General features: G+C 68.1%; 21 protein-coding genes. 5 read left to right on the forward strand and 16 right to left on the reverse strand.

The genetic code is table 11. The annotated features are described in order from the left end of the window. The 4 genes from OPU67_RS06330 to OPU67_RS06345 form a co-directional block, all read right to left on the reverse strand. Window positions 1–773 (reverse strand): TolC family protein (locus tag OPU67_RS06330; protein WP_267618443.1); only part of this gene is annotated, 773 nt, incomplete at its 3' end. A 4-nt stretch (window positions 774–777) separates the two neighbouring features. Next, window positions 778–1,773 carry an efflux RND transporter periplasmic adaptor subunit gene (locus tag OPU67_RS06335; RefSeq protein ID WP_267618444.1) on the reverse strand — a complete coding sequence of 332 codons (996 nt, stop codon included), beginning with the start codon at window positions 1,771–1,773 and terminating at the stop codon, window positions 778–780. A gap of 35 nt (window positions 1,774–1,808) precedes the next feature. After that, window positions 1,809–2,540 carry an ABC transporter ATP-binding protein gene (locus OPU67_RS06340; RefSeq protein ID WP_267618445.1) on the reverse strand — a complete coding sequence of 244 codons (732 nt, stop codon included), beginning with the start codon at window positions 2,538–2,540 and terminating at the stop codon, window positions 1,809–1,811. A gap of 14 nt (window positions 2,541–2,554) precedes the next feature. Beyond that, the gene (locus OPU67_RS06345) at window positions 2,555–3,691 is read right to left on the reverse strand and encodes an ABC transporter permease (protein ID WP_267618447.1); all 1,137 of its coding nucleotides are present in this window, start codon (window positions 3,689–3,691) and stop codon (window positions 2,555–2,557) included. A gap of 148 nt (window positions 3,692–3,839) precedes the next feature. Between OPU67_RS06345 and OPU67_RS06350 the strand changes: the two genes are divergently transcribed. The 3 genes from OPU67_RS06350 to OPU67_RS06360 all read left to right on the forward strand — a co-directional run bounded on the left by OPU67_RS06350 (window position 3,840) and on the right by OPU67_RS06360 (window position 7,062). After that, on the forward strand, window positions 3,840–4,463 hold the full coding sequence (locus OPU67_RS06350; protein WP_267618448.1) for a TetR/AcrR family transcriptional regulator: 624 nt from the start codon (window positions 3,840–3,842) through the stop codon (window positions 4,461–4,463). Window positions 4,464–4,569: 106 nt separating this feature from the next. Continuing rightward, window positions 4,570–6,534 (forward strand): ATP-dependent zinc metalloprotease FtsH, encoded by a 1,965-nt coding sequence (ftsH, locus tag OPU67_RS06355; protein WP_267618449.1) that lies wholly within the window; start codon window positions 4,570–4,572, stop codon window positions 6,532–6,534. Between the two features lie 159 nt (window positions 6,535–6,693). Continuing rightward, complete coding sequence (locus OPU67_RS06360; protein ID WP_267618451.1) at window positions 6,694–7,062, forward strand: hypothetical protein; 369 nt, start codon at window positions 6,694–6,696, stop codon at window positions 7,060–7,062. Between the two features lie 3 nt (window positions 7,063–7,065). On the opposite strand, the gene OPU67_RS06365 is transcribed toward OPU67_RS06360, so the two are convergent. From OPU67_RS06365 to OPU67_RS06400, 8 genes are all read right to left on the reverse strand, one after another. Continuing rightward, a complete protein-coding gene (locus OPU67_RS06365; protein WP_267618452.1) occupies window positions 7,066–8,121 on the reverse strand; it encodes a DUF3667 domain-containing protein in 1,056 nt (351 codons plus the stop codon). 80 nt (window positions 8,122–8,201) lie between these two features. Beyond that, complete coding sequence (locus OPU67_RS06370) at window positions 8,202–8,933, reverse strand: ParA family protein (RefSeq protein WP_267618453.1); 732 nt, start codon at window positions 8,931–8,933, stop codon at window positions 8,202–8,204. A 248-nt stretch (window positions 8,934–9,181) separates the two neighbouring features. Continuing rightward, window positions 9,182–9,526 (reverse strand): DNA-directed RNA polymerase subunit omega, encoded by a 345-nt coding sequence (rpoZ, locus tag OPU67_RS06375; protein ID WP_267618455.1) that lies wholly within the window; start codon window positions 9,524–9,526, stop codon window positions 9,182–9,184. Window positions 9,527–9,613: 87 nt separating this feature from the next. Continuing rightward, window positions 9,614–10,699 carry an ACR3 family arsenite efflux transporter gene (gene arsB / locus OPU67_RS06380; protein WP_267618457.1) on the reverse strand — a complete coding sequence of 362 codons (1,086 nt, stop codon included), beginning with the start codon at window positions 10,697–10,699 and terminating at the stop codon, window positions 9,614–9,616. Next, entirely contained in the window at window positions 10,696–11,181 is a 486-nt protein-coding gene (locus OPU67_RS06385) for an arsenate reductase ArsC (RefSeq protein WP_267618458.1), read from the reverse strand. The genes arsB and OPU67_RS06385 overlap by 4 nt, the downstream gene beginning before the upstream one ends. 11 nt (window positions 11,182–11,192) lie before the next feature. Continuing rightward, complete coding sequence (locus OPU67_RS06390) at window positions 11,193–11,687, reverse strand: ArsI/CadI family heavy metal resistance metalloenzyme (protein WP_267618459.1); 495 nt, start codon at window positions 11,685–11,687, stop codon at window positions 11,193–11,195. Further along, entirely contained in the window at window positions 11,684–12,025 is a 342-nt protein-coding gene (locus tag OPU67_RS06395; protein WP_267618460.1) for an ArsR/SmtB family transcription factor, read from the reverse strand. The genes OPU67_RS06390 and OPU67_RS06395 overlap by 4 nt, the downstream gene beginning before the upstream one ends. 70 nt (window positions 12,026–12,095) lie before the next feature. After that, window positions 12,096–12,839, reverse strand: coding sequence for a L,D-transpeptidase family protein (locus OPU67_RS06400; protein WP_324255350.1), 744 nt, complete (start codon window positions 12,837–12,839; stop codon window positions 12,096–12,098). Between OPU67_RS06400 and OPU67_RS06405 the strand changes: the two genes are divergently transcribed. Then, window positions 12,744–12,944 carry a hypothetical protein gene (locus tag OPU67_RS06405; RefSeq protein ID WP_267618461.1) on the forward strand — a complete coding sequence of 67 codons (201 nt, stop codon included), beginning with the start codon at window positions 12,744–12,746 and terminating at the stop codon, window positions 12,942–12,944. The genes OPU67_RS06400 and OPU67_RS06405 overlap by 96 nt on opposite strands. Window positions 12,945–12,956: 12 nt before the next feature. Here OPU67_RS06405 and OPU67_RS06410 read toward each other — a convergent pair whose 3' ends face one another. Continuing rightward, on the reverse strand, window positions 12,957–13,121 hold the full coding sequence (locus tag OPU67_RS06410) for a hypothetical protein (RefSeq protein WP_267618462.1): 165 nt from the start codon (window positions 13,119–13,121) through the stop codon (window positions 12,957–12,959). Window positions 13,122–13,491: 370 nt separating this feature from the next. On the opposite strand from OPU67_RS06410, the gene chrA reads away from it, so the two are divergent. Continuing rightward, the gene (gene chrA, locus OPU67_RS06415; RefSeq protein ID WP_267618463.1) at window positions 13,492–14,841 is read left to right on the forward strand and encodes a chromate efflux transporter; all 1,350 of its coding nucleotides are present in this window, start codon (window positions 13,492–13,494) and stop codon (window positions 14,839–14,841) included. Here chrA and OPU67_RS06420 read toward each other — a convergent pair. Genes OPU67_RS06420 through OPU67_RS06430 form a run of 3 tightly spaced genes read right to left on the reverse strand, consistent with a single transcriptional unit; the run spans window position 14,838 to window position 18,945 of the window. Continuing rightward, window positions 14,838–15,641, reverse strand: a complete 804-nt coding sequence (locus OPU67_RS06420; RefSeq protein ID WP_267618465.1) for a lipid II flippase Amj family protein — start codon at window positions 15,639–15,641, stop codon at window positions 14,838–14,840. The genes chrA and OPU67_RS06420 overlap by 4 nt on opposite strands. A gap of 19 nt (window positions 15,642–15,660) precedes the next feature. Next, window positions 15,661–16,434 (reverse strand): sulfite exporter TauE/SafE family protein, encoded by a 774-nt coding sequence (locus OPU67_RS06425; RefSeq protein WP_267618467.1) that lies wholly within the window; start codon window positions 16,432–16,434, stop codon window positions 15,661–15,663. 36 nt (window positions 16,435–16,470) lie between these two features. Next, window positions 16,471–18,945: a TonB-dependent receptor gene (locus tag OPU67_RS06430; RefSeq protein ID WP_420708969.1), complete on the reverse strand. Its 2,475-nt coding sequence runs from the start codon at window positions 18,943–18,945 to the stop codon at window positions 16,471–16,473. Window positions 18,946–18,962 lie beyond the last annotated feature (17 nt).

The raw sequence follows: 18,962 nt of genomic DNA on the forward strand, positions 1-18,962 counted from the left end.
GTCGCGGCATCCTGCGCGGTCAGCGTCACCAGGCGGCCGATCAGCTGCGCCCGCTCGCTCTCGAGCGCCGCGAGCCGCGTGGCCGAGCCGCTCGCGGTCGCCTCGGCGCGCACGCGGTCAAAGCCGGGGGCGATGCCTGCGTCCTCGCGCACCTTTGCCAGCGCGGCGAGCTGGCGCGCAGCCTCGCCGTCGGCTTTGATCGCCGCGGCGCGCGCGTCGAGCACGCGCCAGTCTGTGATGCTCGCGGCGATCTCGGCGAGCAGCGCGAGGCGCACGCCCTGCGCCTGTGCGGTGGCGCCGTCGATCCGCGCGAGCGCGGCGCGTTCCTGCGCCTTCAACTGACCGAAGATGTCGGGGTCCCAGCTGGCGGTGATGTTGGCGCCGTAGGAGGTCTGCTCGCGGGGGATGAAGCCCTGCTGCCCGGCCTGCCCGAACTGCGCGGGGTTGATGCGATTGCGTGTGACATCGGCATCGGCGGTGATGTTCGGCAGGCGCGCCGCGCTCGCGCTACGGGCCCCGGCGCGTGCGGCATCGATGCGCGCGGCGGCCTCGGCGAGGTTGGGCGCATTTTCGAGCGCGGCCTGCGACAGCGCGGCATAGGCCGGATCGCGTGTTGGCATCAGTGCGGCAAGCGCGGTGCCGGTCGCGGCCTCGGGCTGATTGAAGAAGGCGCGCGGCATTGCGGGCTGCGGCGTGGCGACATCCGGGACGCTCGCGCAGGCGGCGAGCAACAGGGGGAGCAGCGTGGTCCCCGCAAGTGACAGGCGGCGCATCGCCTCAGCCCTCGCTCTTGGCGGGTGCGCCCGCGCGGGCCGGGATGAAGGCGTCGATCTGCTGTCCGACCCGGAAGGCTTCCGAGGGCGGCAGGGCGTAGATCAGCTGGAGCACCCGCACGTCGACGCGCTCGGCGGCCGAATTGGTGAGCGAGCGCTTGGGCACCACCTGCGGCTCGGCGCGCACGAAGCGGGCGTTGACGTGGAGCTCGGCCGCTCCGCGTGGGGAGACCACTGCCGGCTCGCCCAGCGCGACGCGGGCGATCTCGTTCTCGTCGATGTCGATGCGCACGTGGAGGGGGTTGGTCTCGCCCATCTGGATGAAGGGGGAGCTGTTGCCGCCACCCTGCGTCGAGACGAACTCGCCGGGGCGGATATTGACCGCCAGGATCTCGCCCGAGATCGGCGCGCGCACGGTCAGCCGGTCGATCTCGGTGCGGGCCGCGGCTGCGGCGGCCTGGGCTGCGGCAAGCCGCGCGCGGGCCGAGCCGAGGCGGCTGGTGGCGGCGGCCTCGTCGCCCTCGGCGCGGATCACCTCGGCGCGGCTCACCGCCGCCGGATCGGCGAGACTGCGGTAGAGCGCGAGCTGCTGGCGCGCGGTCTTCTGCGCGGCGCTCGCCTCGGCGATGGCGGCGTGCGCCTCGCCCATCTGCGCCGTGGCCTGATCGAGGCTCGCGCGAGCGGCGCGGGCATCGACGAGGAACAGCACGTCGCCCTTCGCCACCCGCTCGCCGGGCTGGACCCGCACCTCGGTGACGAGACCCGACAGCGCCGAGCCGATGTCGATCACCTCGCTTGCCGGCTCGACCACGCCCGCTCCGGCCACGCGCGGGCCGTTCGCGAGCTTGCCGACCGCCTTGGCCGGTTGGGCTGCGGGCTGCGTGATCGAGCGGTCGGGCAGCCCGGCGACGACATAGGTCGTCGCACCGAGCAGGCCGATCACCGCTGCGACTGGCAGGATCTGGCGGGAAAAGCTCACGTTGCGGGGCAGGAGGGCCATGGGTCGTCTCGAAGCAAAGGGTGAGAGGGGAGGGCTCAGTGGTCGTCCGGCATTTCGGTGCCGTCATGGGTGACGCGGCCGTCCTCAAGGACGAGGATCCGGTCGGCGAGATCGAAGATGCGGTTGTCGTGGGTGACGATGATGCACGCGCGGTCGGGGGCGACCGCGACCTCGCGCAGCAGGTCCATCACGCGCCGGCCCGAGGAGGCGTCGAGCGCCGCAGTCGGCTCGTCGCAGACCACGAGGCGCGGCTCGTGCACCAGCGCGCGGGCGATGGCCACGCGCTGCTGCTGTCCGCCCGAAAGCTGACGCGGCAGCTTGTCTGCCTGGTTGCCGATGTTGAGCTTGTCGAGCAGCACCTTGGCCCGCTCGCGCGCTTCTTCGACCGGCATCCCCTGCGCGATCAGCGGCACCGCAGCGTTGGCAGCCACGTCGATGGAGGGGATGAGGTTGTACTGCTGGAAGATGAAGCCGATGTTCTTGAGGCGGAAATTCACGAGCTCGGTGTCCGACAGCTTGTAGATGTCGGTGCCGAACACCTTCACCTCGCCTTGCGTCGGCCAGAGGATGCCGCACATGATCGAGATGAGCGTCGTCTTGCCCGATCCGCTCTCGCCCACGACATAGGTCATCTCGCCCGGGCGAATGTCGGTGTCGATGCCGTGGAGGACGCGGATGGTCGATTGCCCTGCCTCGAAGTCGCGCACGATGCCGCGCGCGCAGATCGCCGCCTCGGCCCCGCAGCCGCCGATCGCCCTCGTGTCCATGATATCTGCCTCGCTCACCGGAACACCGCCGCCGGTTCGGTGCGCATGACGCTGCGCAGCGACACCCAGCCCGTGAGCGCGAGGATCAGGACCACCGCGACGAGACTGATGAAGGGGATCTGCCAAGGGATGTAGAAGGCCTTGAAGGTGGGATTGCCCGAAAAGCCCCAGATGAACAGCACCGTGCCGATCACCCCGAGCGCATAGCCGATAGCGCCCACCATGCTGGCTTGCACGATCACCATCCGCACGATCTTGCCGTTGGTCACGCCGATCGCCTTGAGCGCGCCGAACTGCTTGATGTTGTCGCGGATGAAGAGGCTGAAGGTCAGCCCGACGATCGCCACGCCGACCAGGAAGCCCAGGGCCACGGTGATCCCAAAGTTGAGCGGGATGCCGGTGTTCTGGATGATGAAATCGACCCCGGCCTGCGCGAAGTCCTCGCGCGGCATGGCCTTGAGCCCGGTCTGCGCCTCGATCCGCTTGGCGACCACGGCCGGGCTCTCGCCTTCGCGCACGCCGGCCAGCACGAAGGTGAGACGGTTGCGCGTGCCGGGCACGTAGTTCAGCGCGTTGCTGTATTTGGTGTAAAGCGTGACCTGGCTGGTGAAGCTCGGGATCGCGTCGGCAATACCGCGGATGACAGCGCGCTGGTCGTTCAATTCGAGCCGCTGTCCGATCGGGCTCTCGCCCTTCTCGAACAGCTTTTCGGTGCCCACATCGTCGATCACCACCGTGTCGGGCATTGATAGGATACGCTTCTGCCCCTCCGCGAAGCGATTTGGGAGACCGATCAGCGTGGCATCGTCGACCCCGACGATGAACACCCCCTCGAGATCGCCGGTGGCCGTGCGCACCGAGGCGCCTGCGCGCAGATGCGGCACGGCCCATTCCACCCCGTCCACCGACCGCACCTCGTCGAGCGCCGTCGAGGGCATGGCGTAATTGACCTCGGTGGTGCGGCTCACCGGGTCCATGACCCAGATCTCGGCCTCGGGCGCATTGTAGACCGCGCTCGCCCCGCGCTCGATCAGGTTGACGAAGATCGTCAACTGCTGGGTGATGAGGAGCGTGGAGAATGCGATGCCGAACAGGAGCCCATAGAACTTCTGGGCATCCCCGGTGAGCATCCTGATGGCGATCCAGAGCACGTGAGCGAACACCTTCTGCGTGGCGTCCAAGGTTGCACCAAGGAGCGAATCGGCGCATTACTGAACGGCAGCGTTTAACTGAACGGAGCCGTTCACTTTGTCAATCGGTCGTTCATCCGATCCCGAAAAAGAAGCGCCTCGCCGTCGGGTGGGACGCCCGCTCGATGCCGCCAAACGCGCGGCGATCGTCAATTGTGCCGCGCACCACTTCTTTCGTAATGGCTATGCTGCGACCGCGATCGAGCAGGTCGCTGCCGATGCCGGCGTGTCCAAGGTCACGATCTACAACCAGTTCGGAGACAAGCGCGCGCTGTTCACCGCGGCAGTCGAGTGCGAATGCGAGAAGATTCGCGGGCACTTCTCGCTCGATGATGCCGACCGCGGGCCTGTCGGGCAGCGGCTCACCGCAATCGGGCAGGCGATCTTCGCCTTCCTGTCCCGGCCCGAAATGCTTCGCTTCGAACGCCGCGTCGCCGCCGAAACCGAGGAAGATCCCGCGATCGGCGTCGCGTTCCTCGAGGCCGGGCCGTGGCGGATGAAGCAATCCTTCGCAGCATGGCTCGCACGCGAGGTGGAGGCCGGCGTGCTCGCGATCGACGACCCCATGCTCGCCGCCGAGCAGTTCGTGTCGATGTGTAAGGGCATGGGCGATCTCGAGCGCCGCTTCGGCTCGACCGTCTGCGCCGAGGCGCGGGACCGGCGGATTGCAGGCGCGGTCGAGGTGTTCCTCGCCGCCTATGGCCTCGCGGACGAGGGCCGCGAGGATCGATGAAACGCATCAGCGTGTTCGATTCTTCTCACCATACGCGAAGCCGCGCATTATCTTGCCATTCACCCGCGCTCTCCTACATTGCGCGGGACGAAAGGAATCTCCGGCGATGAGTCAGCAGAACGATCCGCAGCCCCAGGGCGATGGGCCCAACCCCTGGGTCAAGCAGCTGATGATCTGGGGCGGGATCTTCCTCGCCCTGCTGCTTGTGGTCACGATGTTCAGCAATGCCGGGCAGAGCTCCGGCACCGCGATCCGCTATTCCGACTTCCGCGCCGCCGTGGCCGAAGGCAACGTCCAGGACGTGCAGATGGGCCCGGAGCTCATCACTGGCACGCTCAAGAACGGCGAGAGCTTCAGCACCGTCCCCGTGCCCAACGATGTCGAAATCACCAAGCTTATGGAAGACAACGGGGTGCGCTTCACCGGCAAGCAGCGCGAGGGGCAGAACGTGCTTCTCTTCATCCTGCTCAACTCCTTGCCCTTCATCCTGATCCTCGGGATCGCCTTCTTCGCGCTGCGCCAGGTCCAGAAGGGCGGCGGCGGCGGGGCGATGGGCTTCGGCAAGTCCAAGGCCAAGCTGCTCACCGAACGCTCGGGCCGCGTCACATTCGACGATGTCGCGGGCATCGACGAGGCGCGCGAGGAGCTTCAGGAAATCGTCGAGTTCCTGCGCGACCCGCAGCGCTTCTCGAAGCTCGGCGGCCAGATCCCCAAGGGTGCGCTGCTGGTCGGCTCGCCCGGCACCGGCAAGACCCTGCTCGCCCGCGCCATCGCGGGTGAGGCGGGCGTGCCGTTCTTCACCATCTCGGGTTCGGACTTCGTCGAGATGTTCGTCGGCGTCGGCGCCAGCCGCGTGCGCGATATGTTCGAACAGGCCAAGAAGAACGCGCCCTGCATCGTCTTCATCGACGAAATCGACGCGGTCGGCCGTTCGCGCGGGCACGGCCTTGGCAATTCCAACGACGAGCGCGAACAGACCCTCAACCAGCTCCTCGTCGAGATGGACGGCTTCGAGGCCAACGAAGGCATCATCATCATTGCCGCCACCAACCGGCCCGACGTGCTTGACCCGGCGCTGCTGCGTCCGGGCCGCTTCGACCGTCAGGTCGTGGTCCCCGTGCCCGATATCGACGGGCGCGAGAAGATCCTCGCTGTCCACATGAAGAAGGTGCCGCTCGCCCCCGACGTGAACCCGCGCGTGATCGCCCGCGGCACCCCCGGCTTCTCGGGCGCGGACCTTGCCAACCTCGTCAACGAGGCTGCCCTGCTTGCCGCGCGCCGCAACAAGCGCCTCGTCGCCATGCAGGAGTTCGAGGACGCCAAGGACAAGGTCATGATGGGGGCCGAGCGTCGCTCCATGGTCATGACCGACGACGAGAAGCGCATGACGGCCTATCACGAAGCCGGCCACGCGATCGTGTCGGTGCACGAGGCTGCCTCGGATCCGATCCACAAGGCGACGATCATCCCGCGCGGCCGCGCGCTGGGCATGGTGATGCGCCTGCCGGAGCGGGACAGCTATTCCTACCACCGCGACAAGATGCACGCGAACCTGTCGGTCGCGATGGGCGGGCGCGTGGCGGAGGAGATCATCTTCGGCCACGACAAGGTGAGCTCGGGCGCCTCCTCCGACATCCAGTACGCGACGAACCTCGCGCGAAACATGGTCACCCAATGGGGGATGTCCGAAAAGCTCGGCCCGCTCCAGTACGAGGAGCAGTCGGAAGGCTATCTCGGCATGGGCGCCGCACAGCGCACCTTCCGCTCGGGCTCGACCAACGAGCTAATCGACACCGAGATCAAGGGCCTTGTCGAAGGTGCGCACAAGCGTGCCACCGATATCCTCACCACCCACGAGGATCAGCTCCACCTGCTTGCCCAGGCGCTGCTCGAATACGAGACGCTGAGCGGCGAGGAGATCAAGTCGCTGCTCGAAAGCGGCAAGATCGATCGCCCCGATGCCCCACGCGGGCCGATTGTGGCCAATCCGGTGCGCGGCTCGGCGATCCCGCGGGCGGGCAAGCGCTTCGGCGGCCAGACCGGCGGCGACGAGGCACCGCAGGGGGCCTGAGGCCAGCCGCAGTCGGCATCTTTACCAAGGGGGCGTCCGGAGTGGTCCGGGCGCCCCTTTTCGCGTGTTCTCAGCGCCTGTTCATCATTGCAAATCAATCAGTCGGGGTGGAGGTCGACAATGAGAAGTGCTGTTCCTTCCCTCGCACTATGTGTCGCCGTGATGGCGCTCATCCCGCCGGTCGAGGCACAGGTCGCTGCCGAGCAAAGACAGACTCACCCTACCCTTTTGGAATGGATCCAGCGCGATCAGGCTGTGGGCCGCATGGTCGATTCGCCCGAGCGCGCCGCAGCTGGGGCAACTTTGCATCGCGATGTCATCGCGGCGGTGAAAGCGGTGCGGGTGGCCGAGGATGCCAAGGCCGCCGCCGGTCTGAAGAGCGCCCTGTGTTTACCGGCGCCGGGCACGACTGAATTGGACTCAGCCGAGATCGGGAAGTGGTTCTATAGCCGCCCGCCAAGCGAATACAGCGGGACGCTGGATCAAGTTATTGCAGGCTTTCTCGCCGATCGTTTCCCCTGCCCCTGACGCCTAAAACGCCCCCAGCACGCCGAGGATCAGCAGGAACGCCGTCAGCACGATCTGGATGCAGAACAGCAGCACGAACCAGCGCCACAGCGCCGAGAAACGCGACAGGCCGTAGGCGTTGCGTAGCTGCTTGTAGAGGTGCAGCGGTCCGCCGATCACAAACAGCAGCGCCGCCCAACCCGCTCCGCCAGGAACGGTGCTGAGGATCGACATGGCGATGAACAGCAGCGACATGAAGCTCAGCGAATAGGTGACGAACACCGCGTGATCGTAGGCCTTGTACTGCCGGCGCCATGCGAACAGCAGCCACAGGAAAGGGATCGATAGCGGGATCAGCAGCCAGCTGAATTTGTAGCCATTCGACTGGAGCTTATAGAGCATCAGCCCGGGGTTCTTCTTCCACTTTTCGGTAAGGTGCTTGCCGAACCAACTGTTGCCGGTCTTTACAGAAATCCCGCTATCTGATTTGACCGAATTGGTAACTTCGGCGAGAACAAGGTTGAGACCCTTGAGCTTGTCGTCCAGTTCTTTCCGCCGCGGATCCGCCGAGGCGAGCGCGGCACGCTCCTGCTCGAGCTTGGCGATCTGCTGCTTTATGTTGCGCGTGACGGGCGTGTTCTCGTCGGTGAGCCCGTCGAATACCCCCTGACCGAAATCGGTGGGTGCCGTCACACCGACCATCTGGAACACCGCGAACATGGCGAAGACGGTGAACAGGAACATCGACATCGGGCTGACGAACTTCGCGCGCTCGCCGGCGATGAAGCGGCGGGTCAGCTCGCCCGGCCTCATGACCAGCATCGGCAGCGTGTTCCAGAGCTTGCCGTCGAGGTGCAGCACCCCGTGCATGATGTCGTGGCCGATCTCGGCAAGGCTGCGATGAAGATGCGCCTTCTGCCCGCATTCGGGGCAGAAATTCCCCCGGAAACTGGTCCCGCAATTGGGGCAGTCGGTCTGCGTTGCGACGTGCCGTGCGGCCTCGCCTGCGCGCGGCTCCACTGCCCGGCCGAGCAGTCCGCCCTCGACCATCGTCCCGATGCTGTCGCCGATATCGCCCATCGCGGGTGCGCCCCTGTGGCCCTTGATGGAGCGGGTATATCCGCAATCCGGCGCTTGCCATAGCGGCTATTCGCCCGCCCTCACAGCCGCGCGAGCTTCCTTTCGATTGCGGTCCAGAGGGCGGCCATGGCGCGCGCGGCGGGGGAGCGCGGAGCGAAGGCGCCGACTGGGCGCCGCTCGACGGCGCATTGCTCGACCGCGCTGGCGAGGGGGATGGCGGGCCAGGTCGGGTTCGCCTCGCGCGCCGCCTTGTGCAGCGAGCGGCGCAGGTCGAGCATCGAGAGCACCGGCAGGATCGGCGGGTGGCCTTTGCCGGTCCCGCGCACCCCTTCGACCACCACCTCGAAGGCGCGTGCGGACAGCGGCGAGGGCGGCAGGGGGACGATCACGAGGTCGGCGGCGCGGATCACCTGTTCGCTCAAGCTGTTGAGAACAGGCGGACAATCGAAGATCACCCGGTCGTAATCCTTGCCCAGCATCGCGCCCAGCTTGGCCAGCCGTTTCTTCTTCCCGAGCCGGTCTAACTGCCGGTCGAGCGCGCGTATGCTTTCGTCCGCCGGAAGCAGGTCGAGCCCGGGATAATCGGTCTGCCGGATCAGCCGCGCCGGGTCGCTCCCGTCGGCGAAGATACTGTCTGCGCTGCGTTTCTTGCGCGGATCGACCCCCAAGAGAAAGCCCGATCCGCTCGAGGCGTCGAGGTCCCACAGCAGCGTCCTGCGCCGCGAGATGCTCGCCGCGGCCCATGCAAGGTTGACCGCAAGGGTGGTCTTCCCGACCCCGCCCTTGACGCTGTAGATCGCGATCGATGCCATGCGTCCTGCGACCCCCGAATGTTGCAGATCGATTACAAAAGCCCATCGTGACCGCTCCAAAAGCCCATGGCAAGCGCGGTTTAAGGCCCGTCAAGAAGTGGTCAACCGGGGGTCTGGAGGGGTGCGAGGCAAGGTCAAACGGGGTCTGAAAGGTGGCTGAAACAGGCACGGAAACGAAAAAGGGCGGCCCGAACCTCGCGTCCGGACCGCCCTTCGAAAACTGGCGTCGCTGTCAGGAGAGCCGCAGTTTACCCGTCGTAATCCCCGCCCAGCGAGGAGGTGCGCGCCGGGGCCGAGGCGGTGATCCGCAGCGCTTCGGCCGACTGGCTGAGCGAGCCGATCTCGTCGGCCTCGTCCTCGTCGTCGGGCAGGATCTTCTGGAGTCCGGTGACCAGCGATTCGTGCAGGCCCGCCGGCGTCACCGTCTGTTCGGCGATCTCGCGCAGCGCCACGACCGGGTTCTTGTCGCGGTCGCGGTCGATGGTCAGCTCGCTCCCGCCGGAGATCTCGCGCGCGCGCTGTGCCGCGAGCAGCACGAGGTCGAAGCGGTTCGGAACCTTGTCGACGCAATCTTCAACGGTAACGCGTGCCATGGGCAGCCTTCTGACAGAATCGGGGGGAGGGGCGAGCTAAGAGCGCGCCTGCGCAAAGTCAAGGACAAGGGCCCGCACCGCGACCGCTCAACCCGCGGGGAAGCTCGCGCGGGTGCGGTTGGCGATGGCGACCAGCGAGAGCATCACCGGCACCTCGACGAGCACGCCCACCACCGTCGCCAGCGCCGCTCCGCTCCCCAGCCCGAAAAGCCCGATGGCGACCGCGACCGCCAGCTCGAAGAAGTTCGAGGTCCCGATCAGCGCGCAAGGGGCGGCGATCGCGTGGGGGACGCGCCACGCCTTGGCCCAGCCATAGGCGATGAAGAATATGCCGTAGGATTGGAGGATGATCGGCACCGCGATCAGCGCCACCAGCAGCGGGCGGGTAACGATGGTTTCGGCCTGAAAGCCGAACAGCAGCAGCACGGTCGCGAGCAGGCCGACGATCGAGAGCGGCTTGATCCGCCCGGTGAAGTCGGCGACCGCGGCCTCGTCCCCGCCGCTGCGGGCGAGCAGCCGGGCGCGCACCCAGGCCCCCGCGGCGAGGGGCACCACCACATAGAGCACGACCGACAGCAGCAGCGTCTCCCACGGCACGGCGATGTCGGTGACGCCCAACAGCAGCGCGACGATGGGCGCGAAGGCGACGATCATCACGAGGTCGTTCGCGGCCACCTGCACCAGCGTGTAGGCGGGGTCGCCGCGGGTCATCTGCGACCAGACGAAGACCATCGCGGTGCAGGGCGCGGCGCCCAGGAGGATCAGCCCGGCGATGTATTCCCGCGCGTCGGCGGGCGTGATGAGATCGGCGAAGACCACCTCGAAGAACAGCACGCCGAGCGCGGCCATGGTGAAGGGCTTGACCAGCCAGTTGACCACCAGCGTGATGACGAGCCCGCGCGGCCGCTCGCCCGCGCGCCGCACCGCGCCGAAATCGACCGCGACCATCATGGGCAAGATCATCGCCCAGATCAGCACCGCGACGACGAGGTTGACCGAGGCATATTCGAGCGCGGCGAGCGCGGCGAAGGCCCCCGGAACGACATTGCCCAGCGCGACCCCGGCGAGGATCGCGGCGGCGACCCACAGGCTCAGCCACTTCTCGAACAGGCCGAGCCCGGCGGCGGTGGCGGCGGCTTCGGCTTGCGGAGAAGGGGCGGCGAGGGTGCTCATGCGGTCTCGGCCCTCTTGCCGATGGCCTTGAGTTCGGCGGCGAACGCCTCGGGCGCAAGGGTTTCGAGCGGCAGGGCGAGCAGCCGTTCGATGCGGCTTTTCATCCGTTCGAAGGCGAGCGCGAAGGCGGCCTCCTTCTCGGCATCGCTGCCGGTGACCGCGGCGGGATCGGGGATGCCCCAATGCGCCGAGACCGGGCGGCCCGGCCAGACCGGGCAGGTCTCGGCCGCGGCGCTGTCGCAGACGGTAATGATGAGGTCGAATTCGGGCCCTTGCGCGAAGGCATTCCAGCTTTTCGAGCTGAAGCCGCTTGCCGGATAGCCGCGGCCCTCGAGGGTGCGGAGCGCATAGGGGTTGACCTTGCCCGCGGGCTGGCTCCCCGCGCTGTAGGCGGAAAAGCGCCCCGCCCCGTCATGGGCGAGGATCGCCTCGGCAAGGATCGAGCGGGCGGAATTGCCCGTGCACAGGAACAGCACCTTCATCGGGCGGGCTCTCAGCAGCAAAAAGAGGCGGGAGCAGCGGGGGCGGCGGCGGCTTCGGCCGTGCCTTGGGGCACGCAGCAGGCCCCCGCCGCCGCGCCGGCATTGGCGAGCTGTTCGAGATCTGGGCTGCCGCCATAGGTCGTGCTGCCGCCGGTGGTGAGGAAAGCCTCCCACACCACCCCGTCGGGATCGGCGATCCAGCTCTTCTCCGAACGGGCATAGCAGCAGGTCGTCGCGCCTTCCTCCAGCACGGGGCGGTCGGCCGCCTTCATTCGCGCATAGACCTCGGCAAGCTCGCCTGCGTCCTCGACCTGCAGGCCGACGTGTTCGATCCCCTTGACCGCGCCCTCGCGCATCGAGATCGCGAAGTTGATGCGCGGGTCATCGAGCATCCACTTGGCGTAGTCCGCCTTCGCCACCGACGGCGCGGCGCCGAACAGGTGGGTGTAGAAGGCGATCGAGGCCTCGAGGTCGGTGACGCCGACGTGCAGGTGGAAGCGTGTCATCGGGCATTCTCCCTTGCGGCTTGCGGAGCGCAGCTTGCGGCATCGGAGCAGGAAACGCCGCCGCAGCAGTTGTCGGTGAGGTATTGCATCAGGCCGTTCATCGCGCCGTAGTCGGCAGCGTAGATGATGCTGCGGCTTTCGCGGCGATGGGTGACCAGCCCGGCATTGGCGAGCTGGGCCAAGTGGAAGCTCATCGAGGATGCGGGCACGCCGATCCGCTCGGCGATCGAGCCGGCGGGTATGCCCTCCGGCCCGGCTTCGACCAGCAGGCGGAAGGCGGCGAGGCGGTGCTCCTGTGCCAGCGCGGCGAGCGCGCGGATGACGTGATCGGCCTGCATTGTCGCTCCGATAATTCAAGAATTATCGAAATACACGCGTCGGCGTCGTAGTCAAGGGTGGCGGGGCCGGTCAGGTTTGCGGCGCGTCGGAGCCCGGCCTGAACCTGACCCGCCCGTTCTCGACGCCGGTCGTCAGGCGGGTGATGAACACCGGCACGGGCTCGGCAAGGTCGATGCGCTTGTCGGGCAAGGGATCGCTGCCGACGATCTCTCGGCCGAACAGCCAGCGGGCGAGCCTTGCGGCATCCTCCGCCCGCACGCAGCCCGAACTGAGGCGACGGTCGGCGCGCTGGATCAGGCTCTTGTCGAGGGTGTCGTGGAGGTAGATGCCCATGTAGTTGGGCAGCATGAACTTGACCGCGCCCATCATGTTGCGCCCGCCGGGCAGCTGGCGCACCCACACGCCGGCGCGGCCCTCGGCGACGGCCCGCCAATCGACGGCGGCGGGATCGAGCCGCCCGGTCGATCGCCAGTCGGCGCACAGGACATAGCGGCGCCGGGCGAGCACCCCGGTGCCCTCGCGCCGCACCGCCGGGGCGACGGTGCGGCGGACGAGGTTTGGCGGGATGTTCCAGTAGGGATTGACGATGGCATAGCGGATGAAGCCGGCAACCAGCGGCGTCGCCATGCCGGGCTTGCCGACCACCACTCGCATCGCGTCGACCTGCCGCCCGCCCGCGATCAGCAGCAGCTGCGCGGCGGCGGTGTCGACGACGATGTGGCGGCGCCGGTCGGCGGGCAGGCCGCACAGGCGATCGAGATCGGCGAGGATGCGCGCTTCGTAGGCGGGAGCGCCGCGGTTGAGCGCGGCGATCGCTTCGCCGTCGGCGATGGGTCGCGCTGCGAGCCCGTGGGCGACGCCGCCGCCGATCGCGGCCAGCGTGGGCCGCGCACGCGGCAGATACCGTGGGACGGGTGAATCCGGCGCTTGTCAGCCGCGCTCTCCGGCGCCGGTCGTGGTCGTCGGCGTGCCCGTGGTGGTCTGCGTTCCCGTGGTGCCGGTCGTCCCGGTCCCGGTGGTCGACTGCGCGACCGTGATGGTGGTGGTGAGGAAAGCGGCCGCGGCAACTCCCGCGTAGAAGATCTTGCTGGTCATGACGTGTTCCCTTGTGCAGTTTCGCCGCGATGGCATGAACCAACCGGCTCCGGAGAGCCAAAGCTCCGGCGAAGGCCACGTCTCGTCCGACACCGCAGGAAACTGGGCGATCAGCTTCTTTGTGTCTGAAGAAGCTCGATTTCTTGGTGATCCATGGCCCTTCGATCAGGTTGCATTCCAACGTGCCTTAGGCCGTCGGCCGGCACTGCGCGGCAGCCACCCTCTTGCGCGCGGAGCGGGGCTTGCTTAGCATCGTGTGCACGGGGTTCAGCAACCTCCCGTCCAGGCCTTCGGCGAAGGCCCAAGCGTTGCCTCGTCATCACCCCTTGCCGTGCCGGTTGTCGCGGCAAGGCTTGCACACGAGGTAGGCATGGCCGGACCCGACGTTTCGCTCACCTTTCCAGCCGCGGCCCCGCAGGCACCCGCGCAACCCGCCTTTTCCGAGCTGCTGCGCGTCTTCGCGCGTATCGGCCTGCTCAGCTTCGGGGGCCCCGCCGGGCAGATCGCCCTGATGCACCGCGAGCTGGTCGAGGAGCGATGCTGGGTCGTCGAGGAGGACTATCTGCACGCGCTCAATTTCTGCCACCTCCTGCCCGGCCCGGAGGCGCAGCAGCTCGCCACCCTGGTCGGATGGCGGTTGCACGGCTGGCGGGGCGGGCTTGCGGCGGGGCTGCTGTTCGTCATCCCCGGCGCCGCCATCATTCTCGCGCTCTCGGTGCTCTATGCACTCGCCGCGAATCTCGGCTGGGTGGCAGCGCTGTTTCTGGGCGTGAAGGCGGCGGTGCTCGCGATCGTGGTGCAGGCGCTGCTCAGGATTGCCGGACGCGCGCTCGACACGGGGGTGAAGCGCGCGCTGGCAGCGGCGGCCTTCGGAGGGCTGTTCCTGTTCGGCCTCCCCTTCCCGGTGATCGTCCTCGGCGCGCTGGCGGTCGGCATGGCGATCGCCCGCACCCGGCCGGACCTCCTCGCGCTAAAGCCGACCACGCGCGCCGGCACCCTCCCGGCGCGGCCGTGGCGGACCACCATCACCGCCGTGCTGGTGTGGGGCGCGATCTGGGCCGCGCCGATGGTGCTGATCGCCGCGACGCTGGGCCGGGGGCATGTCCTGTGGGAGATCGGCGCGTTCTTCTCGCAGCTCGCGGTCGTCACCTTCGGCGGGGCCTATGCGGTGCTCGCCTACATGGCGCAGGAGGCGGTGCAAGGCTTCGGCTGGCTCGAGGCGGGCGAGATGGCGGATGGGCTGGGCCTCGCCGAGACCACCCCGGGGCCGCTGATCCTGGTGACCCAGTTCGTCGGCACCCTCGCCGCCTTCCGCGCGCCCGAACCCTTCACGCCGCTGGTGGCGGGGCTGCTCGGCGCGGGGCTGACCACCTGGGTGACATTTGCGCCCTGCTTTCTGTGGATCTTCGCGCTCGCGCCGTGGATCGACCGGATGGGGCGGGCGGTGTGGCTGAAGGGCGGGCTTGCGGCGGTGACGGCGGCGGTGGTCGGCGTGATCGCCAACCTGACCGCGTGGTTCGCGCTTCACGTGCTGTTCGGCGTTGTCGAGGACGCGCGCTACGGTCCGCTCAAGCTGAGCTGGCCAGACCTCGCCAGCTTCGACTGGCGGGCGGGCGTTCTCGCCGCGCTCGCGCTGGGGCTGGCATTCGGGGCGAAATGGTCGGTGCTGCGGCTGCTCACGGTGTGTGCGGCGGGCGGCCTGCTCCTCGGCGCGCTCTAGAGCCAGCCCGCCGCCCAGGCGATCGCCACCGCGGCGGGCACCAGCAGCACCTGCGCGGCGAGCGTGCCGGCGAGGCGGCTCAGCGAGACCCAGATCATCGCCCGGCGGAAGGTCGCCTCCGACACGCTCCCGTCGACCACGTCGTCGGTCAGGGCGGAAATCTGCGGGTCGATCAGGGCGAACAGCAGGATCGTCGCGAAGCCGTTGACGATCGCCGTCATCTGCGAGGCGGTGACCCGGAACTCGGGCACGAGGTAGCCCGCATAGAGCGAGGCAATGACGCCCACCGCCAGCAGCCCCTGCGCCACGGCGTTGGCGGCGAGCACGCCCCAACTCACCCCGCGCGGGGCCTTGAGCGACTGGAGTGTCTGCTTCTTCGGGATGGCGACGGATTCCCGGATGGTCCGCAGCCCCGCCGGGGTCGCGGCGCGCAGCAGCAGGCGGCCCGTCGAGCGGGTGTGTTGGAACGAGGTGATGGCTGCCGCGAACAGGCGCTGGAAGCTCGGCACCAGCAGGATCCCGACGAGCACCGCCCCCGCTGCCGAGGCGAGCACCAGCCTCAAGTCGAACAGCAACGCGTCGCCGTTTCCCGCCGCCAGCGCCGTCTCGATCCGCTTGGCGAGGAAGGGGCCGAGGAAGCCGTTCGAGGTCCGGCTGACCAGTAGCAGCACGTTGAAGAGGGCAAAGGACAGCGCGATGCGCCCGGTCCGCACCCCGGCGATGCGCGCCGCATAGGCGAGCGCGCCGATCAGGTTGATCACGCCCGTGAGCGCGCAGATGAGCAGAAGGTCGGTGTCCATCGGGGAGCTCCGCCGGCCCCTAGACAATGGGCCAGGCTTTCCAGATGCTGTAGGCGCTGGTGACGATCAAGACCAGCGAGACCGCGAACAACAGTGTGCGCGGATCGACGCGGGCGGCGAGCACCGCGCCGAACGGAGCGGCAACTACGCCGCCCAGGATCAGGCCGACGGTGATGAGCGTGAAGGCTGCCGGGCCGAGGGTCAGGAGGAAGGTCAGCGAGATCGACAGGGTGAGCAGGAACTCCGCCGTGTTGACCGTGCCGATCACCTTGCGGGGGTCGCCGCCCTGGATCAGCAGGTTGGAGGTGACCACCGGCCCCCACCCGCCGCCGCCGGCCGCATCGAGAAAGCCCCCGGCGAGCGCCAGCGGCGCGGTGTAGCGCGGGTCCTCGAAGCGCGGCTTGGCGAGGCGGATCGCGCGCCACAGCAGGTAGAAGCCGATACCGGTGAGATACAGCATCACGAAGGGCCGCGCAGCGCTCGCGTCGATGTTCGACAGGAGGTAGGCCCCCGTCACCCCGCCCAGCACGCCGAACGGCACCAGCCGCCGGAACAGCGGCCAATCGACATTCCTCTGCCAGGCATGGCTGACGCCCGAAGCGCCGGTGGTGAACAGCTCGACGAGGTGGACGCTCGCCGATGCACTCGCCGGGGGCACGCCCATCGCGCTCACCAGCAGGGTCTGGGTGGTGACCCCGAAGGCCATGCCGAGCGCCCCGTCGATCATCTGCGCGGCAAAGCCGATGGCAATGAACGGGGCGATCTGCATGAGGAGCGCGGTAAGGTCGGGCATGAGGTTGTCCTCTCTGCGGATGCGGGTTGTGTCAGGTCAGAAGGTGACGCTGACGGTGCCGCCCCAGGTGTGCGGGTCGCCGGGCAGGCCGGCGATGAGTCCGGTGTTGCCCGGGGCGATGAAGAGCTGCTCGAAGTAGTCCTCGTCGAAGGCGTTCCTCACCCAGGCGAAGATGTTGAGTCCGCGGTCGCTGCGGAAGCCCGCGCGGAAGTTCGAGAGGCTGTAGCCTGCCACCCGCGTTGCCGGCGAGGGCGAGGCGTTGGAGGAGAAGTCGGAGCGGTAGCTGCCGTCGTAGCCGAGGTAGAACTGCCCCGCCTCGCCGAACAGGCTGCCGGGCGCGTTGGCCTCGGCACCGAAGGCGAAGGCCCATTTGGAGACGCCCGGCAGGCGCTGGCCGGAGATATCGCAGTTCGCCGGGCTGAGGCCGCCGGGCGTGCCGGCCGGCGAGGGCGTCTGGCCGGGGCCGACGGTGGTGCCGCCTGCAAGCTCGGGCGGGCAGGGCGCGTCGACGAAGCGGACATATTTCGCGTCGGTGTAGGCCCCGTTGGCATAGGTCGAGAATCGCGCGCTCGGGCGGACCGAGACGTCCGCCTCGATCCCCTGCGAGCGCACCTTGCCGGCATTGGCGAGGAAGCCGCGCAGCACCCCGAACTGGCCGTTGGTGACGGTCGCCTGATAATCCTTGATGTCGGTGCGGAAGGCCGCGAGGTTGAGCGTCACCCGGCGATCCCACACTTGCGACTTCAGGCCGATCTCGAAGTGGTCGACCTGCTCCGGCCGGATCGTGCCCGCCGCCGCGATCGGCACGCCATTGGCGTCGGTCGGCAGGCCGTTCTGGTTGATGCCGATGGTCTTGAAGCTCCTCGCATAGGTGCCGTAGGCAAGCACATCGGGGGCAAGCCGATAGCTCAGCGTCAGGTCGTAGGTGAAGTTCCAGTCGCTGTCTTGCGGCGCGCTCAGCTGCGGCTGGAAGATGCCGAGCTGCGCGCGGCTCCGGGCGTCGGTCTCGGTGCCGCGCAGTTCCACGCCCGTCCCGGTGAACACGCGGCGCTGATAGAAGCCCTCCTTCTTGTCGTAATTGATCCGCGCACCGGGCTGGATGGTGAAGGCGTCGGTGACCTTCCAGCTCAGCTGGCCGAACAGCGCCGCGCTGGTCGACTTCAGGAACTGCGTGTTCCGCGCTGTCAGGCCGTCCAGAACTGTGGGATCGAAGGCCAGCGCATTGTTCGGCGCGATCGACCAGCGGCTCGCCGCCGCGCCCTGGCTTTCGGTGCCTTGCGTGTCGATCCGCTGGTGGAAGGCGAAGGCGCCCACCACGAAATCGAAGCGGGTGCCGGTGTAGGCGTAGCGGAATTCCTGCGTGTACTGGTCCTGCTGCGAGGGGTTCTGCGAGCGCGCAACGATGGCGAGGCCGGTGAAGTCGCGGTCGTTCTGCGGCTTCCAATCCCAGTGCCGCCAGGCGCTCACCGAGGTGAGGGTGCCGGGGCCGACGTCCCAGTTGATGCGCAGCGACACGCCGCCGATGACGTTGCCGGCCTCGAGCGTGGAATCAAGGTCGGTCAGGCGGTCGAAAGGATTGCGGCTCGGCGGGGCGTAACCCAGTGCGCTCGCGAGCGCGGCGAACTGGCGGTTGAGGGGACGCTGGGTCGCGACCGTGCGCACGAACACCGATCCGCAGCAATCGGCGTCCTGCTTGTTATAGTCTCCGGCCAGCGTTACGCGCAGGTTGTCGGTCGGCTGCCACAGCACCTGCGCGCGCAGGCCGAGGTTGTCGAGGCTCTGGATGTCCTGCCCGCTGGTCACGTTGAAAATCGTGCCCCGCCGGTCGGTCAGCGAGGCCGCCACGCGCACCGCGATGGTGTCCGACAACGGCCCGGATACGGCGGCGCGGGCCTGCTTGAATTCGTAGTTCCCCAAGGACAGCTCGGCGTTGCCCTCGAAGGTGAAGGTCGGCTGGTTGGTGCGGATGTTGACCGCGCCCGCCGTGGTGTTCTTGCCGTAGAGCGTGCCCTGAGGCCCGCGCAGCACCTCGACCTGCGCGATATCGAGGAAGTCGAAGGTCGCGGCGGCCACGCGCGAATAGTAGACGTCGTCGATATAGATGCCCACGCCCTGCTCGAAGCCGTCGCTGGTGAGGCCGAAGGGCACGCCCAGCCCGCGGATGTTGAGCGAGGTGTTGCGCGGGTTGGAGGAATAGAGCTGGAGCGTCGGGGCGATCTGCTGGAGGCGGGCGACGTTGAATGCCCCGGTCTCGGCCAGTTGCTGCGCGCCGAGCACGGTGACCGCGAGGGGGATATCCTGCGCGCTTTCGGAGCGGCGGCGCGCCATGACAAAGATCTCGCCGCTGTCCTGCGCGGCGGTAGCGGTTTCGGGTTGATCGGCGTCCGGGGCTACATCCTGCGCATGGGCAGGAAGGGCGGCCAGCCCGGAGAAAGCTGCCCCGCCAAGCAGCAGGGTGGTGCGGGATGCATGGAATGTCACGATGTCTCGCCTTTGCAAGCGGGCATGCATCCGGCGGTCCGGTTTGC

The organism is Erythrobacter sp. WG (assembly GCF_026586795.1).
Classification (GTDB): domain Bacteria; phylum Pseudomonadota; class Alphaproteobacteria; order Sphingomonadales; family Sphingomonadaceae; genus Erythrobacter.

What these genes read in the sequence shown, in the direction of transcription:
- chrA (WP_267618463.1), top strand. Translation starts at nt 13,492, where the DNA reads ATGGCCGGACCCGACGTTTCGCTCACCTTTCCAGCCGCGGCCCCGCAG.
- OPU67_RS06385 (WP_267618458.1), bottom strand. Translation starts at nt 11,181, where the DNA reads ATGAAGGTGCTGTTCCTGTGCACGGGCAATTCCGCCCGCTCGATCCTT.
- OPU67_RS06335 (WP_267618444.1), bottom strand. Translation starts at nt 1,773, where the DNA reads ATGGCCCTCCTGCCCCGCAACGTGAGCTTTTCCCGCCAGATCCTGCCA.
- OPU67_RS06420 (WP_267618465.1), bottom strand. Translation starts at nt 15,641, where the DNA reads ATGGACACCGACCTTCTGCTCATCTGCGCGCTCACGGGCGTGATCAAC.
- arsB (WP_267618457.1), bottom strand. Translation starts at nt 10,699, where the DNA reads ATGAGCACCCTCGCCGCCCCTTCTCCGCAAGCCGAAGCCGCCGCCACC.
- OPU67_RS06365 (WP_267618452.1), bottom strand. Translation starts at nt 8,121, where the DNA reads ATGGGCGATATCGGCGACAGCATCGGGACGATGGTCGAGGGCGGACTG.
- OPU67_RS06410 (WP_267618462.1), bottom strand. Translation starts at nt 13,121, where the DNA reads ATGACCAGCAAGATCTTCTACGCGGGAGTTGCCGCGGCCGCTTTCCTC.
- OPU67_RS06390 (WP_267618459.1), bottom strand. Translation starts at nt 11,687, where the DNA reads ATGACACGCTTCCACCTGCACGTCGGCGTCACCGACCTCGAGGCCTCG.
- rpoZ (WP_267618455.1), bottom strand. Translation starts at nt 9,526, where the DNA reads ATGGCACGCGTTACCGTTGAAGATTGCGTCGACAAGGTTCCGAACCGC.
- OPU67_RS06370 (WP_267618453.1), bottom strand. Translation starts at nt 8,933, where the DNA reads ATGGCATCGATCGCGATCTACAGCGTCAAGGGCGGGGTCGGGAAGACC.
- OPU67_RS06430 (WP_420708969.1), bottom strand. Translation starts at nt 18,945, where the DNA reads ATGCATGCCCGCTTGCAAAGGCGAGACATCGTGACATTCCATGCATCC.
- OPU67_RS06425 (WP_267618467.1), bottom strand. Translation starts at nt 16,434, where the DNA reads ATGCCCGACCTTACCGCGCTCCTCATGCAGATCGCCCCGTTCATTGCC.
- OPU67_RS06340 (WP_267618445.1), bottom strand. Translation starts at nt 2,540, where the DNA reads ATGGACACGAGGGCGATCGGCGGCTGCGGGGCCGAGGCGGCGATCTGC.
- OPU67_RS06395 (WP_267618460.1), bottom strand. Translation starts at nt 12,025, where the DNA reads ATGCAGGCCGATCACGTCATCCGCGCGCTCGCCGCGCTGGCACAGGAG.
- ftsH (WP_267618449.1), top strand. Translation starts at nt 4,570, where the DNA reads ATGAGTCAGCAGAACGATCCGCAGCCCCAGGGCGATGGGCCCAACCCC.